We start from the raw sequence: 13,847 nt of genomic DNA, 5'->3' as shown, positions 1-13,847 counted from the left end.
CCCCCCCCCCCCACGGCACGTGGGGCCGCCGGGGCCTGTGCCCCGGTGACGGAGCCCGACCGTCACCGGGGCGCTGTGGCGCCTGAGAGTTCGACGAGGGCCTGTGGGGCATCGGGGATGCTGCGGAGGCCGGGGAAGGCGTTGACGTCGACTATGACGGGGCCATGGGGAGCGGCGATGATGTCCACCCCGTAGATGGTGAGGCCGAAGGCCCGCCCGGTGGTGTGGACGAGGCGGCGCCAGGTCGGGGGGACGGTGTCCCACGCGACCGGATGGGTGTGCTTAGGGGCGGCGACTCGCCGGGGCGGACGGCGGAGGCCCGCGAAGACGCGGTCGCCCACGACCCAGAACTTGTGGTCCCAGCCGTCGCCGGGGTGGAAGCGTTGGACGACGACAGGCTCGTCCGGCCAGCGTGCGCGCGCCAGTTCCTCCGCGGTGCCGACGGCCGGGTGGGGGTTGCCGCGGTGGCTGTGGCGGCTTTTGAGGATCCAGGTGCCGGAGCCGGCGTGGTCGGCGACCCGGGCGGCACCGTCCAGCGTGCGCGTCTCCGGGAACGGGAGACCGGCCGCGCGGGCGACGCGGGCCATCTCGCGCCGGTCCAGGCAAGCCTCGGTCGCGGCAACGGAGTTGATGACGGGGACACCCGCCGACTCGGCGCGGCGCCAAAGCGGCAGCGCCTCGCGTACCCGGGTCTTGAGCAGGTACAGGTCTGCGTCTTCGACGTTCGAGACCTCGGTGGTCGGGGCGACGAACTCCGCATGGTGGCCGTTCGCGCGCGCGAGCGAGGCGAAGGCGGCCAGGGTGGGGTGTCCCGGGCGGTCGCAGACGATGCGGATTCTCACAGGGGCACGATGTCCGTGCTCAACTCCCGCAGGATCTCCGTGGGTTGCGGTGGTACGAAGACTCCCGGTGCGGCCCCGGCCAACCGCAGGAGCGTCTGGGAGACGCGCGCGACGGCGTCGGGGACGGCCCGAAAGCTCGGGAAGTCGTTGACGTCGACGACGACCCATCCGTCCGGCCCTTCGACGGCGTCGACGCCGAACAAGTCCAGCCCGTAGACCTGTCCGATGCGCGTGACCGTCTCGGCGAGGTCGTCGGGCAGCGGCACTTCGCGCGGTATGACGCGGCGTTCGGGGTGAAGCGGTGACGTTCGCACGGTCGCGTGGAGTTCGCCGCCGAGGCTGTACACCTTGTAGTCGACACCGTGGTTCGGGATGTAGGGCTGCACGATCAGGAATCCCTCATCGCGCAAGTGCCCACGCAGGCGAGCCAGTTCGCCGTGGCTGCGCACCACGTGCACTGCCCGGCCGGAGTTGCCGCCCACGGGCTTGACGACCAAGGCACCGCAGGAGAAGTCGAGTTGGGCGAGCGTGTCCGCCGACGCGACGAAGGAGGTTGTCGGAAAAGGCAATCCGTGTCGGCGTGCGAGCGCCGCCGCGATGGCCTTGTCCCGTACGGCGTGGACCGAACGCGCGTTGTTGATCGTCGTGATGCCGACCGCCGCCGCCGCGCTCAAGAGGGTGAGACCCGGCCCGCCGGACACCGTCTTCAGGACCCATGCGTCGTGCCCGGCACCGAGCAGCGCGTCGAGATCGACGACCGATCGTCCGGCTTCGACGATGTCGACCTCGTGCCCGAGCACGCCGAGATGCCTGGCGACGTCGAGAGGCATGCTGTCGCCCCGGTACTGCTCCTCGATCAGAAAACAGAGCCGCAATATCCCCACCCACCGCTCGTGCCCCGCGATCGACCACCGTTTCACGGCCGATCACCCGGCCGACACCCGGGGTTCGGCGGTCTGCCGGTGACCGTGCGGCCGTTCGTTTCACGGAGGACGCCGGGCACAAGGCCGCATAGCAGAACGGTCGGCCGCCTGTGTGGACAGGCGGCCGACCGTGTCGCGGGCGTCAGCCGTTGGTGACGCTGATGGTGGAGTGCTCCACGCCGCACTCGCTGGTCACGCCGTTGTGCGTGGCGTCACCGCCGTACGCGACCGTCCAGTGGTACGCGCCCTGGTTGGCGGCGTTCACCGCGAAGGTGGTGTTGTTCGTCGCGGCCTGGCCGTTGTTCAGGCCCACCGTCTCGGTGTAGACGGCGTTGGAGCAGGCCGGGTCGTTGGGGCCGAACAGGCGGAAGATGACATCCCCGGTCGGCTGCCCGCCAGACGTGGCGGTCACCGTGGTGCTGTCCTGCGGGTACATGAACTGCTCGGTCGAGATGTCCGAGTCTGCCTTGCCCACGATCAGCGGCTCGCTCTCGCAAGTGCTCGTCGCGGGTTCGTTGTTGGCGTCGCCGCTGTAGCTGGCCTGCCAGTAGAAGGTGCCGAGCGTGTCGAACGTCAGAGTGTCCGAGTTGGGCACGACTCCGTTCGTGACGGTCACGGTGCCCGCGTCGCGCTCACCCTGAGTGCAGACCATGTCGGTGAACACGGAGTAGGTGACCGTGCCGCCCGCGTCCGCGGTCGCGTTGGCCAACTGCGCGGTGTCGAAGGCCGATTCGCCGATGGTGATCGAGTCGGCGGACAGATCCGTGGTGATCGACGGCTGCGTCCTGGTCACCACCGACTGTTCGTCGGGGTCGCCGCAGGCGGTCGTGGATCCGGAGTTGTTCGCGTCACCGCTGTACTGGGCGGTCCAGTAGTAGGTGCCGACAGCCGTCGGGGTGAACTGCCCGGAGGGGTAGTTGCCGTTGCCGTTCACGTTGACGGTGCTGGTGAAGACCGGCGTGGTGCTGCACTGCGCGTCGGCGTAGAGGCGGAAGGTGATCGTCCCGGTCGGGTTGACGCCCCCGGCCAGCGTGGCGGTGTCGCTGATCGGGCTGCCGATCGTCACGCTTTCGGTGGCCGTGGTGATCAGGGACGTGCAGTTGCTGATGCTGACCCGCTGGGGATCGATGAAGTCCTTCAGTTCGGAGTTGAACGAGTCCGAGGACCGGCTCTTGACGTAGGCCGAGCCGAACGTCCGGCAGTCGCTCCCGGGCGGGAAGAGCGCGTCGAAGGAGATCGCCGCCTCGCCGAACGTGAAGGGGTCCAGCGGGCCGAGGCCGCCGGCCGCGATCGTGCCGCCGGCCTGGTTGGCCGGGATCGAGGTGGTGTTGACCGAGCCCAGCGCGTCCGGGTTGGCGCCGTCGCTGATGACGTCCGCAGGGCCCCAAACCGAGCCGGTCCACTCGCGGATGGAAATGGTCGCGACGGTGCCGCCGCGGGAGAGGTCGTACGTGATCAGCTTGTCGCCCGCGGTGCGGACCGGAGTCGCGGTCTCGACGGATCCGTTGTTCGCACAGTTCGTGGGCGTCCCCATCGGATCGCAGAACTTCTGGTTCAGCTCGAAGTCCATGTTGGTCGTGCCCTGGGGGCTGTTGACCCGCTGCCAGAACAGTTCGAGGAACTTCGGCGTCGTGTTGTTCTCGGTGTGGACACCGAAGGTCAGCAGGTCACTCTTGTTGGGCGGGATCGAGCCGGTCACGATCGTGGGGTTCGGGTTGTTCTCGGCGGTGCCTTGCCCGAAGGAGTTGTCGTTGGCCCCGCTGGGCCGGTCGCGCTTCACCAGGACGCCGTTGCGGAAGGCGGAGCCCGTGCCGCCGGTGAGCCAGTCGATGCAGGTGGCCGCCGGGCCGTTGACGACCAGGTTGGCGTTGGCGTCGATCTCGAAGTGGCTGTCATCAAGAACGTTCGCCGTTGAACACAACGGTTGGGCTGCTGCCGGGGCAAACGACGCCGAGACGTTGAACGCCCCGGCAAGTGCCACAGTCGAAAGCACCACCCCGAGGGGGCGCCTCGACAGTGCGGTCCTGGTCACCAGAACTCTCCTTGTATTCAGGCCGGTACGCGCCTGGATCGACCCTGCGATGCAGCAGCCGCTGCCTGTTCATAGGCGGCGCGCGGGCAGGAACGTAGCATGAGAATTAGTGACGAAACCTGGCAAAACGGGGGGCTGTTCGTGTCATTTGCCCTCGGCAAACGGCGGACGCTCGTGTGGCAGATGGAGCAACTCCCGCAGCGGCGCCTGTGCGCGCCTGTGGCTTGGGACGAAGTGTTCCTGCCGAGCCGGCCGGCGCGCCCATCAGGTCGTGATCGGCGGCCGACGAGGCGGAGCAGGGCCTGCGGGAAGCGGGCCCTGCCGGGTCGCGGCTACGCCTGGCCGAGCCACAGGTCTGGACCGAAGACCTCGTAGTGGATCGAGGCGGCGGGCACGCCCCGGCCGAGCAGGGCGGCGCGGACGGCGCGCATGAAGGGCAGCGGACCGCAGAGGTAGGCGGTCAGGTTGTCAGGGAGTTCGAGTGCGCTGATGTCGGCCTGGCCCAAGGAGGCGGTGCCGAGGTCGGCGTCGCCGGGTTCCTCGTACCACACGTGCAGTGCGGCGTCGGGCAACGCCTCGGCCAAGCGCCGGTGTTCGTCGCGGTGGGCGTGCTCGGCCGGGCTGCGGTCGGCGTGCACGACGGTGACCCGGCGGGGGGATCCGGTGGCCGCCAGGTGGTCGAGCATGGCGAGCATCGGGGTGTTGCCGATGCCGGCGGAAGCCAGGAGGAGCGGGCCGTCGCCGTCCGGGAGGACCAGGTCGCCGAACGGCGCCGAGGTGGTCAGGACGGTGCCCACGCGCGCGTTGCGGTGCAGCCACGTGGAGACCTCGCCATCGGGGGCGGCCGGCTCGTGGACGCGCTTGACGGTGATGCGCCACTGCCCGCGGCCCGGTGCGGACGACAGGCTGTACTGCCGGATCTGCCGTGCACCATCGGGGAGTTCGACTTGGACGCTGACGTACTGGCCGGGCCGAAACGATTCGGCGGCGCTACCGTCGGCGGGGCGCAGGACGAACGAGACGGCGTCGGCGGTCTCTTCGTTCCGTTCGGTGATCTCCATCCGCCGCCACACGTCGCCTTCGGCGAGTCGGCGCTCCTGGTAAAGGCGGGTTTCGGCCGCGATGAGGGCGCCGGCCATGAGCCAGTACACCTCGTCCCAGGCGGCGGCGACCTCGGGGGTGACCGCGTCACCGAGCACGTCGACTATCGCGGCGAAGAGGTGTTCGTGGACGATCTTGTACTGCTCGGAGGTGACGCCCAGCGCCGCGTGCTTGTTGGCGATCCGGGAGAGCATCGCGTCCGGGCGGGCGTCGGGCCGCTCGACGAGCAGGGTCGCGAACGACGCGATGGATCCGGCGAGCGCCTTCTGCTGCTCGCCGTTGGCCTGGTTGCCCCGGTTGAACAGGTCGCGCAGCAGTTCGGGGTGGGCCTGGAACATCCCCGCGTAGAAGCGCGTGGTGATCTCGCCGAGGGCGGCACCGACGGCGGGCAGCGTGGCGCGGATGAGCGGGATCGATTGCTCCGACAGCACAGCGTCCTCCAAATTGGTAAATGATCTTCGTATTTAGGCGTGCGAGACCGCCACTCCGAGCAGGTGGAGCAGGGCTCAGCCCCGGTCGGGGCCGCCGAGTTCGAGCAGTATCGGGCCGGTCGGCCGGGACACCAGGTCCGCGACGGTCAGCGAGTCGAGCGAGGCATAGAAGGCCTCCTGGGCGTCACGCAGCGCCCTGCGCAGCTGGCACGCACCACGCAACGGGCAGGGCGAGTCCCCCTCGCACTCGACCACCTCCTCCTTGCCTTCCAGCTCGCGTACCAGCCAGCCGACCGACGCCCGGTGCCCGAGCACGGTCAGCTCCAGGCCGCCGCCGCGCCCGCGCCGGGCGTGCACGACACCCAGTTCGTTCAGCCGGGAAACGGCTTTGGCCATGTGCGTGTACGGCACATCCACCGCCGCCGCCACCTCCCGGGTGGTCAGCGCCGGGTCTCCCCCGGAGACCGCCAGGCGCATCACGGCACGGAGCGCCAGGTCGGTGAACTTCGTCAGCCGCACATTCGGGACGCTATCAAATACGCATCCAAGATTCGTATTTGGGGGCGTGTGACCTATGTCAAACGCCCAACGGCGCGCATTTGGCGACCGATTGGGCCGTTCGGCCCTGTTGCGCCCCTGTGTCGGGCACCATGATCATCGCGTCGCGGGCACCGGGCCCGCCGGAGTCGATGGGGAAGGTCGGACGCGTGGGCGTGAACATCACAGTCAGGGTCGCCGGGTCGGCCCAGGACATCGCAGCGGGCGCGCGGGCCCGCATCGTCTCGGCCGTCGAGGCCGCCGTCGACGGCACCAACGCCGTGGTGGAGGCGGTCCGCGTGCGGCTGACCGGCCTGCCCCCGGGCGCCGCCGTCCTGGCCCAGGTCGCCGCCGAGGTCAACGGCCGCCGGGTACGCGTGCAGCGCATCGCCGCAGGCGCGGGCGCTGCCGTCGACCGCCTCGCCGAGGGCATGCGCGAGCGGGTAGCCGAGGCGACCGCGCCGTGGAAACCACGGTCGTGGCCGCGCCCGGACACCGGCCCCGGCTCGGCCGTCCCGCCCGCCGCGCCGCTCGGCGAGGCGGCGATCGTCCGCGTCAAGTCGCCGGAACTGGTGTGGTGTTCACCCGACGCCGCCGCACGCACGATGGACGCCATGGACTACGACGTCCATCTGTTCACCGACCCGGCCACCGAGACCGACGCGGCCGTCTTCCGCGTCGGCCCGACCGGCTACCGGCTGGCCCGCACGGTCGACGCCCCGCCTCCGCACGACAAGCGCGGTGTACCGCTGACCCTCAGCGCGCGCGCCGCGGAACGGCTGACCGACGCCCAGGCGCTGGCGCGGGCGGTGGCGGCCGAACTCCCCTACCTGTTCTACGCCGACCCCGAGTACGGCCGCGGCCGGGTGCTCTACCGGCGCTTCAGCGGCGGGTTCGGGCTGATACAGGGCGCCTGACCGCTCGCGCTGTCGCACGCGGCCGACGGAGTCCGGCGTACGCCCCGCCGTCGGCCGCCCGCCCGTCCCGGCGAACAGCGGCAACGCGGAGAAGCTGAAAGGCTGTCCGCATGAGGCGCGTGATCACAGTCGCGGGGGCGGTCGCGCTGTGCGTGGCCGGGGCCGGTCCGGGAGCCGGCGCCGCGACCGGCGACGGCAAAGTGCTGACCATCGGCGACGACCGCATCACGGAGTCCAGCGGTCTGGCCGCCAGTTCGCGGCACCCCGGGGTCTACTGGACGCACAACGACAGCGGCGGCAAGCCGCAACTGTTCGCGGTCGGCCCGGACGGCCGGGTGCTGGCGACCGTAACCTTGGCCGGAGTGAAGGCCGTCGACTGGGAGGCCATGGCGGCGGGCCCCGACGAGCACGGGGCCCCGGCGCTGTTCGTCGGCGACATCGGCGACAACGACGCGAAGCGGAAGACGGTCTCGATCTACCGCATCCCGGAGCCCGAGGTCTTGCGGGACGCGACGGTCACGCCCGCGCACTTCCCCGTCGCATACGAGGACGGGCCCCGCGACGCCGAGGCACTGTTGGTGCACCCGATCACCGGCCAGGTCACGATCGCGAGCAAGGGCGTCCTCGGCGGCGGCCTCTACACCCCCGATGGCCCGCTGCGCGAAGGCGCCGTCACCGCCTTCGCCCGCATCGCCGACGCTCCGGTCCTGGTGACCGACGGCGCGTACGCACCCGACGGCAGCCGCTTCATCCTGCGCAGCTACCTGGGCTCGGACATGTTCTCGGCACCGGGCGACGGGACCGGCTCGGTCGACACGCCCCGGCAGAGGCAGGGCGAGTCGGTCACCTTCACCTCCGACGGCACGTCGGTCGTCTTCGGCACCGAGGGCGAGAACAGCGTGCTGTGGCGGGTCGTCCTCACCGGCGACAACCGCCCGGAGTCGGTACGGAACCCGGCCCCCGCCGCGCCCGCGCCCCCGGCGCCGGCTCCCTCCCCCGCGCCGGACACGGCACCGGCCGCGCCACCAGCCACACCAAGCACACCAAGCACACCCGTCACATCAGTCGCACCGAGCACTCTCGCCGCGCCCGCGCCCGGAGTGCTCCCGGCGTCGCCCGCTCCTCCCGAGGTCTCCGGCACCGCGTCCGACGCGGACTCGGCCGGCACGCCGCCCTGGGTGTGGGCCGCAGCCGCATTCGGCACACTCGGTCTGCTCGGTGCCGTCGCCTGGCTGCGCCGCACGGCACGCCGCTGACCGCACCGGCCGCACGCGCGAGTCGACCTCCTCTCTCGCGGTCCGTGTCGTCCGCAGTCCTGCGGGTAGCCGCGCGGGTCGGGAAGCCCGAGGCCGGCGAGCCGACGCCGCCGGACGGCCTGCCGCCGCAGAAGCGCCCGAACAACCCTCGCGACAGCGGTGCCCGGCTCGCCGCAGCGTGCTGCGGGAAGGCGGGTGAGCCTCGGTGAGAACAGCGTTCGTCGTGGTCATGGCCCTGATCGTGGCCGCATTGATCTACTTCACCGTGCTGGCGCTGGTGTACCGGTGAGCGGACGCCTTCGTGCCCGCGCCCCCGCATCCGGCCGTTTCGCCCGGCCCCCGCCGGACAGCCGCCTGTCATGGCACGGGGCCAGGCCACAAGTGCGGGAGGTTTTTCATGGCTGGGCGAAAGCCGTCGTTGTCGTCGCGGGAAGGGCCGGCACGGGAGGGCTCGACGCGTGCGGAGTCGCAGCGCGAGTCTCGAAGCGACCGCGACCGGGACGTGGATCTGACCGGCAAGACCGCACTGGTCACCGGTGGTTCGCGCGGACTCGGCCTGCTCATCGCCCGCGAACTCGCCGGTCAGGGCGTGAACGTCGCCATCTGCGCGCGCGACGAGAACGAACTGACCAGGGCCGGCCACATCATCCGCCGCGACACCGGGCGGGAAGTCGCGAGCTTCGTGTGCGACATCGGCATGGCCGACCAGGTCGACCGGCTCGCCGAGATGGTGACCGAGCAGCTCGGCACGGTCGACATCCTCGTCAACAACGCGGGAATCATCACGGTCGCCCCCGTCGAGGACGTGACGCCGGAGCAGTTCGAATCGGCGATGGACATCATGTTCACCGGCCCGATGCGCCTGACGCTCGCGCTCCTCCCCGCCATGCGCGAACAGGACGACGGCCGGATCGTCAACATCACCTCCATCGGCGGGCGCATCGCCGCGCCGCACCTGCTGCCGTACGTCAGTGCGAAGTTCGCCGCCGTCGGCTTCTCCGAAGGCCTGCGCGCCGAACTCGCCGGGTCCGGCGTGTCGGTGACAACCGTGGTGCCGGGGCTGATGCGCACCGGATCGCACCGGTCCGCGAGGTTCGGCGGCCGGTACGAACGCGAGTACGCGTGGTTCTCGGCCGCCGCGACGATGCCGTTGTTGTCGATGAACGCGGAACGCGCGGCGCGCGCGATCGTCCGCGCGGCGGCCCGGCGGCGCCCGGAACTGGTGCTCACCCCGGCGGCGAAGGCGGCCGTACGCCTGCACGGCCTCGCCCCGGCGACCACCGTGCGCCTGGTGTCGTTCGCCTCCCGGATGCTGCCCGAGGCGGCGGCCGGCTCGGTCGGCGACGAGGTGTCGGGCTCGGTGGCCCGCGCCGCCAACCCCGGTTGGACGGACCGCGTCACCACACTCGGCGAACGCGCCGCGCGGCGCTGGAACCAGCCAGAGGCCAAGGAGCGCGACACCGCCGACCACGACATCCACCTGAGGAGTACCAACTGAGCGGTTCTCAAGGGGAGTTCATCGGCTGCTCGCCCGTCGCACGGCACAACGACCAGCGGCCTCAGGTGGGTTCGCCCGGCCCGCGCACCGGGAGCCCGAAAACGCCTCGCCGTCAGGCATCGTCACCCGCAACAATTGTTCTCATCCTGAGAGCAACCGGAGCTGACGATGACGCGAGGCACGCACGGCGCGAGGACCGCGGCGACCACCACCTTGTGGCGCCCCACCGGCCCGGAGGAGCTTGCCCTGGTCGCGGCGTCCGGTTGGCGTGCGTGGCCGCCGCGGCTGCCCGAGCAGCCGATCTTCTACCCGGTGCTCAACGAGGACTACGCGATCCGGATCGCCCGCGACTGGAACGTCCCGGCGAGCGGTTCGGGCCACGTGACGCGCTTCGAGGTCGACACCGCGTTCCTGGCCCGCTATCCGGTGCAGCAGGTGGGCGGCGAGACGATCCTCGAACTGTGGGTGCCCGCGGCAGAGCTCGACGAGTTCAACGCGCACATCGTCGGATTGATCGAGGTGGTCCGGGAGTTCCGTGCGGACGACCCACCGCAGGACACTCGGAGTGGCCGCTAGACCGGCCGGACCAGCGCCTGAACGGGCCAGTGGTCCGACGGGTGCAGCCCGTCCGGCCGCGAGGTGTTGACCGCCGCGCGCTCGACCCGCCACCGCCGGTCGGCCAGAATCCAGTCGATCCGCGGCCCCGGCGCCGGGTCGGTATAGCCGTTCCAGGTCCGCACGTCGGGGCCGATCCGCTCCGGAGCGCCGGTCCACGTGTCGCGGAACAGCCCGTCGTGGGTGAGCACTTCGTACGGCCGCGAGCCGGGCCCGGCGTTGAAGTCACCCGTCAGCAGCACCGGCCGCCGGGCGCGGTGCAGTTTGCGCGTGGTGAGGCGGCGTACGAGATGGGCGCTGCGTGTCCGGGCAAGCGGTGAGACGTGGTCGAAGTGCGTGTTGACCACGGCGAATTCGCGTTCCGTCGCGCGATCGAGGAACGCCGCCCACGTCAGCATGCGCGGGTGCCGGATGTTGCCCCACGTCCGCGATCCGATCAATTTCGGAATCGATGACAGCCAGATATGGTCATAAGCGAGCAATTCCAGTCGGACGAAGTCGTAGAAAATCGCGGTGTATTCGGAGCGGCTGCCGCCGGACCGCCCCAGTCCGACCCAGTCGTGCGTGGGCCGCAATGCCTCGGCCAGGTCGCGGATGTGCGGCCAGCGGCCTTCCTGCGTCCCAAGGATGGTCGGCTGTTCGGCGCGCAGCAGTTCCTCGACCACCGAGCGCCGGTCCGCCCAACGGTGCGGCGCCGGATCCTCGGGGCCGCGCAGATTGAACGTCATGACGTGCACGCAGCCGTCCGCCCCCGTGGCTGGACCGATCAGGGGCGTCAACAGGCGTCGACCTCCGGGAAAACGGGTGCGCGCCGAGGACGCACCCGGACTGTACGAACACTCCGTCGTCTTCGCGCCGGATCACCGACGGCGGAACTCCCCGGGGCCGACCCGGTGTTGCGGTCCGCCGCGCGACCGGTCAGCGGAAGACGTCGGTGACGCCGTTGACACCCGCGTTGACCACGGCCTCCACGAGCTGCGACAGCGAACCCGCCGCCGCCGTCCCGGAAAGCATCACGCCGGCCACGAAGGCGAGGATCAGTCCGCCCATCTTGTAACCCTTGTGGGTCACCATGTAGAAGAGGATGAAGATGATGATGATCGGAACGCCGATCGTCACCCCTTGACCCACCGTCGTGGTGTCCTCGGGTGCGGCGATGAAGGCGGCGAGTGGCGTGTTCATGGTTCCCCTCCGGTCCAGCGCTGTGGATCCCTGTGTGCGGTGGCCTACCCCGGCTCATGGGGCGGCGTGCCTTTCGCAACGGTGAATATCGGTGAATCACGGTGAGCACAGCAGCGAATTCGCCGTCGAAGTTCGGCGCCGGACTGCCGCGCGTCATCCGGGAGTCCAAACTGCGCCGAGTACCCCCGCGAGGACCCACGCCCAGCGCAGCATGCGGAGCGTCGGCCAGCGCGCGGTCGCCAGCGTGACCCAGAAACCGATGACGAGCCACAGGGCGAACGCGACCAAGCCCCGCGTCTCGGCGGCACACTCGCGGATCAACTGGCCGCCGTACCAGGCGACTGCGAAACCCGGGATCATCATGAAGTAGTCGACGGCGGTGTACGTGCCCGGCACGCTCCACCCGCCGCCCCGCGCGCCCGACTGCTCCGGCCCGCCCTGCCCGGGGCCGGCCTGGTCGCCGTCCGCGTTGTTGCCGCGCGTCCCACCGGGGGGGAGGAACTGTCCTGGGAGCCGCCGCCGTTGGCTTTCCCTGGCGGCCGGCTGTCCGGCCGCGGTGCCGTCGGTGCCGGGCTTGGCCGTGCTGCTGCCGCGCGTGGTCCGGCGGGTCGTGCGCGCACCGGTGCCGCGCGACGGGGGGGTGCGGCGCTGCGGCGTGCCTGCGGAGGTGCCGCCGGACGCGGGCGGACCGGGTGCCTGCGGTGAGCCCTTCGGCCGCCATGCCGGGCGGGGCTGCGGTGCCGGGGAGGGTTTGGGCGTACGCCGACCCGCGCCCCGACCGAAGCCCCGCGACGACCGCTTGCCGTTCCCTTCGGAGCCGGTCCCGCTCACGCTCCGCCGCCCTTCCCACTGTGCGGGCAGGGTTTGCAGATGCGGCGGTGGCGTACGGCGGCGAGCACCCACGGCAGGGCGATCGCGATCCCGAGCCACTCACCCTTGGAATCGTCACCGCGCAGGTGGAACACCACGGCGACGATCGCCGCCGCCCCGAGGATCGCCGCGGTGACGATCTCCGAGTGGACGATGGTCTTCGCGGCCCAATTGGCCGTGTTCACACGGTTCTTGACGGTGCTTTCGCGAATGCTCTTCCGCCACGGCGAGTCGGCCATCAGCCCCCGCCTCCCGCCCGATATCGCGACTCGTCCCTCACCTGAGACATCTTCCGCCCCCGGGTGGCTGTCGCGGTAGTACGGCTGTCGTTCGCTCCCATCCCCCCGTGGAATGAGATGCATATTCCTACAAACCGGTATCTACCGGTTGGCCTTGCTCAGTGTGGCCAGACGGTCGGGCACCGTCAAGGGGTGCGCATACCGGCGCACGCCGCAGCCTGGGCGCGCGCTCTCACGCACCACCCGGACAGCTTAAGGCACCTGACTAACCGTCAGATCCATGTGCGGATTTGACGACTATTCCGCGCCACACACGAGTCGCCCCTGCCGACACGACAAACGGGGCCGCGGGCGTCGTGCCCGCGGCCCCGCCTGCGCGGCTGCCTCGACAACGGCTCCCCCGGGGCCGGTCCGGTCAGACCTGCCCTGCAGGGATGTTGCCCATCCGACCCGACCGGAAATCATCGAACGCCTGGGCGAGTTCGGCATGGGTGTTCATGACGAACGGCCCGTACCAGGCGATTTGCTCCCTGATCGGCAGGCCGCCCAGGATGATCACTTCCAGGTTCGGCGTGTTGCCCTGCTGCGTGGCGTCGGCACGCAGTTCAAGCGTGTCGCCGTCGCCGAAGACCGCCGTCTGCCCGCTGCGCAGCGGCCGCTGCTCGGCACCGACCGTTCCGGCCCCCGACAGCACGTACACCAGTGCGTTGTAGTCGCGCTGCCAAGGCAGTTCGAGCCGCGCGCCCGGGTTCACCGAGGCGTGCACGAGCGTGATCGGCGTATGCGTGATGCCCGGCCCGTCGAAGCCCGCGACGGATCCGGCGATCAGCCGTACGAGCGCGCCGCCGTCCTCGGTGCTGAGCAGCTTGACGCTGCCGGCGCGGATGTCCTGGTAGCGCGGGTCGCTCATCTTCTTCGCGGACGGCAGGTTGACCCACAGTTGGATGCCGTGGAACAGACCGCCGCTGACCACCAGTTCCTCCGGCGGCGCCTCGATGTGCAGCAGCCCCGACCCCGCGGTCATCCACTGCGTGTCGCCGTCGGTGATGAGCCCGCCGCCTCCGGCGGAGTCCTGGTGGCGGAAGGTTCCGTCGATGAGGTACGTCACCGTCTCGAAGCCTCGGTGCGGGTGCCACGGCGTCCCCTTGGGCTCACCGGGCGCGTAATCCACCTCGCCCATCTGGTCCATCATGATGAACGGGTCAAGACGGGCCTGGTCGACACCCGCGAACGCGCGGCGGACCGGGAAGCCCTCTCCTTCCAGGCCGCTCGGCGCGGTGGCCACCTGGACCACCTTGCGCGGCCGGCTTCCCTCGGCGGGCTTGGGCAGGCGCGGCAGGGCCAGCGGGTTTTCCACCGTCACGGCAGGCATGGGGCCTCCTCGATTCCGAGCCCGGCATCTCC

General features: G+C 70.7%; 14 protein-coding genes. 4 read left to right on the top strand and 10 right to left on the bottom strand.

What is annotated here, in order from left to right:
- Nucleotides 1–62: 62 nt before the first annotated feature.
- The 5 genes from ACRX5W_RS00860 to ACRX5W_RS00840 all read right to left on the bottom strand — a co-directional run bounded on the left by ACRX5W_RS00860 (nucleotide 63) and on the right by ACRX5W_RS00840 (nucleotide 5,848).
- On the bottom strand, nucleotides 63–842 hold the full coding sequence (locus ACRX5W_RS00860; RefSeq protein WP_436785923.1) for an ATP-grasp domain-containing protein: 780 nt from the start codon (nucleotides 840–842) through the stop codon (nucleotides 63–65).
- A complete protein-coding gene (locus ACRX5W_RS00855; protein WP_436785922.1) occupies nucleotides 839–1,762 on the bottom strand; it encodes an ATP-grasp domain-containing protein in 924 nt (307 codons plus the stop codon). The genes ACRX5W_RS00860 and ACRX5W_RS00855 overlap by 4 nt, the downstream gene beginning before the upstream one ends.
- Before the next feature lie 145 nt (nucleotides 1,763–1,907).
- Nucleotides 1,908–3,797, bottom strand: coding sequence for an Ig-like domain-containing protein (locus ACRX5W_RS00850; RefSeq protein WP_436785921.1), 1,890 nt, complete (start codon nucleotides 3,795–3,797; stop codon nucleotides 1,908–1,910).
- A gap of 332 nt (nucleotides 3,798–4,129) precedes the next feature.
- The gene (locus ACRX5W_RS00845) at nucleotides 4,130–5,329 is read right to left on the bottom strand and encodes a globin domain-containing protein (protein WP_436785920.1); all 1,200 of its coding nucleotides are present in this window, start codon (nucleotides 5,327–5,329) and stop codon (nucleotides 4,130–4,132) included.
- Nucleotides 5,330–5,404: 75 nt separating this feature from the next.
- On the bottom strand, nucleotides 5,405–5,848 hold the full coding sequence (locus tag ACRX5W_RS00840; protein ID WP_436785919.1) for an RrF2 family transcriptional regulator: 444 nt from the start codon (nucleotides 5,846–5,848) through the stop codon (nucleotides 5,405–5,407).
- A gap of 188 nt (nucleotides 5,849–6,036) precedes the next feature.
- Between ACRX5W_RS00840 and ACRX5W_RS00835 the strand changes: the two genes are divergently transcribed.
- The 4 genes from ACRX5W_RS00835 to ACRX5W_RS00820 all read left to right on the top strand — a co-directional run bounded on the left by ACRX5W_RS00835 (nucleotide 6,037) and on the right by ACRX5W_RS00820 (nucleotide 10,113).
- The gene (locus tag ACRX5W_RS00835; protein ID WP_436785918.1) at nucleotides 6,037–6,783 is read left to right on the top strand and encodes a sigma 54 modulation/S30EA ribosomal C-terminal domain-containing protein; all 747 of its coding nucleotides are present in this window, start codon (nucleotides 6,037–6,039) and stop codon (nucleotides 6,781–6,783) included.
- A gap of 110 nt (nucleotides 6,784–6,893) precedes the next feature.
- Nucleotides 6,894–8,039 carry a hypothetical protein gene (locus ACRX5W_RS00830; protein ID WP_436785917.1) on the top strand — a complete coding sequence of 382 codons (1,146 nt, stop codon included), beginning with the start codon at nucleotides 6,894–6,896 and terminating at the stop codon, nucleotides 8,037–8,039.
- A 397-nt stretch (nucleotides 8,040–8,436) separates the two neighbouring features.
- Nucleotides 8,437–9,537 carry an SDR family NAD(P)-dependent oxidoreductase gene (locus tag ACRX5W_RS00825; RefSeq protein ID WP_436785916.1) on the top strand — a complete coding sequence of 367 codons (1,101 nt, stop codon included), beginning with the start codon at nucleotides 8,437–8,439 and terminating at the stop codon, nucleotides 9,535–9,537.
- A 168-nt stretch (nucleotides 9,538–9,705) separates the two neighbouring features.
- The gene (locus tag ACRX5W_RS00820; RefSeq protein ID WP_436785915.1) at nucleotides 9,706–10,113 is read left to right on the top strand and encodes an ADP-ribosylation/crystallin J1; all 408 of its coding nucleotides are present in this window, start codon (nucleotides 9,706–9,708) and stop codon (nucleotides 10,111–10,113) included.
- On the opposite strand, the gene ACRX5W_RS00815 is transcribed toward ACRX5W_RS00820, so the two are convergent.
- The 5 genes from ACRX5W_RS00815 to ACRX5W_RS00795 form a co-directional block, all read right to left on the bottom strand.
- Nucleotides 10,110–10,880: an endonuclease/exonuclease/phosphatase family protein gene (locus tag ACRX5W_RS00815; protein ID WP_436785914.1), complete on the bottom strand. Its 771-nt coding sequence runs from the start codon at nucleotides 10,878–10,880 to the stop codon at nucleotides 10,110–10,112. The two genes, ACRX5W_RS00820 and ACRX5W_RS00815, sit on opposite strands and share 4 nt — an antisense overlap.
- 190 nt (nucleotides 10,881–11,070) lie before the next feature.
- Nucleotides 11,071–11,334, bottom strand: coding sequence for a hypothetical protein (locus ACRX5W_RS00810; RefSeq protein ID WP_231779291.1), 264 nt, complete (start codon nucleotides 11,332–11,334; stop codon nucleotides 11,071–11,073).
- 153 nt (nucleotides 11,335–11,487) lie between these two features.
- Nucleotides 11,488–12,165 (bottom strand): hypothetical protein, encoded by a 678-nt coding sequence (locus ACRX5W_RS00805; protein ID WP_436785913.1) that lies wholly within the window; start codon nucleotides 12,163–12,165, stop codon nucleotides 11,488–11,490.
- A complete protein-coding gene (locus ACRX5W_RS00800; RefSeq protein ID WP_436785912.1) occupies nucleotides 12,162–12,443 on the bottom strand; it encodes a hypothetical protein in 282 nt (93 codons plus the stop codon). Before ACRX5W_RS00800 ends, ACRX5W_RS00805 begins: the two co-directional genes overlap by 4 nt.
- Before the next feature lie 415 nt (nucleotides 12,444–12,858).
- Nucleotides 12,859–13,815, bottom strand: a complete 957-nt coding sequence (locus ACRX5W_RS00795) for a pirin family protein (RefSeq protein ID WP_436785911.1) — start codon at nucleotides 13,813–13,815, stop codon at nucleotides 12,859–12,861.
- Nucleotides 13,816–13,847 lie beyond the last annotated feature (32 nt).

Source organism: Yinghuangia sp. YIM S10712 (assembly GCF_051388935.1).
Lineage (GTDB): Bacteria > Actinomycetota > Actinomycetes > Streptomycetales > Streptomycetaceae > Yinghuangia.
Note: the sequence above shows the minus strand (reverse complement) of the source record. Positions and strands in the feature narration are given on the sequence as shown.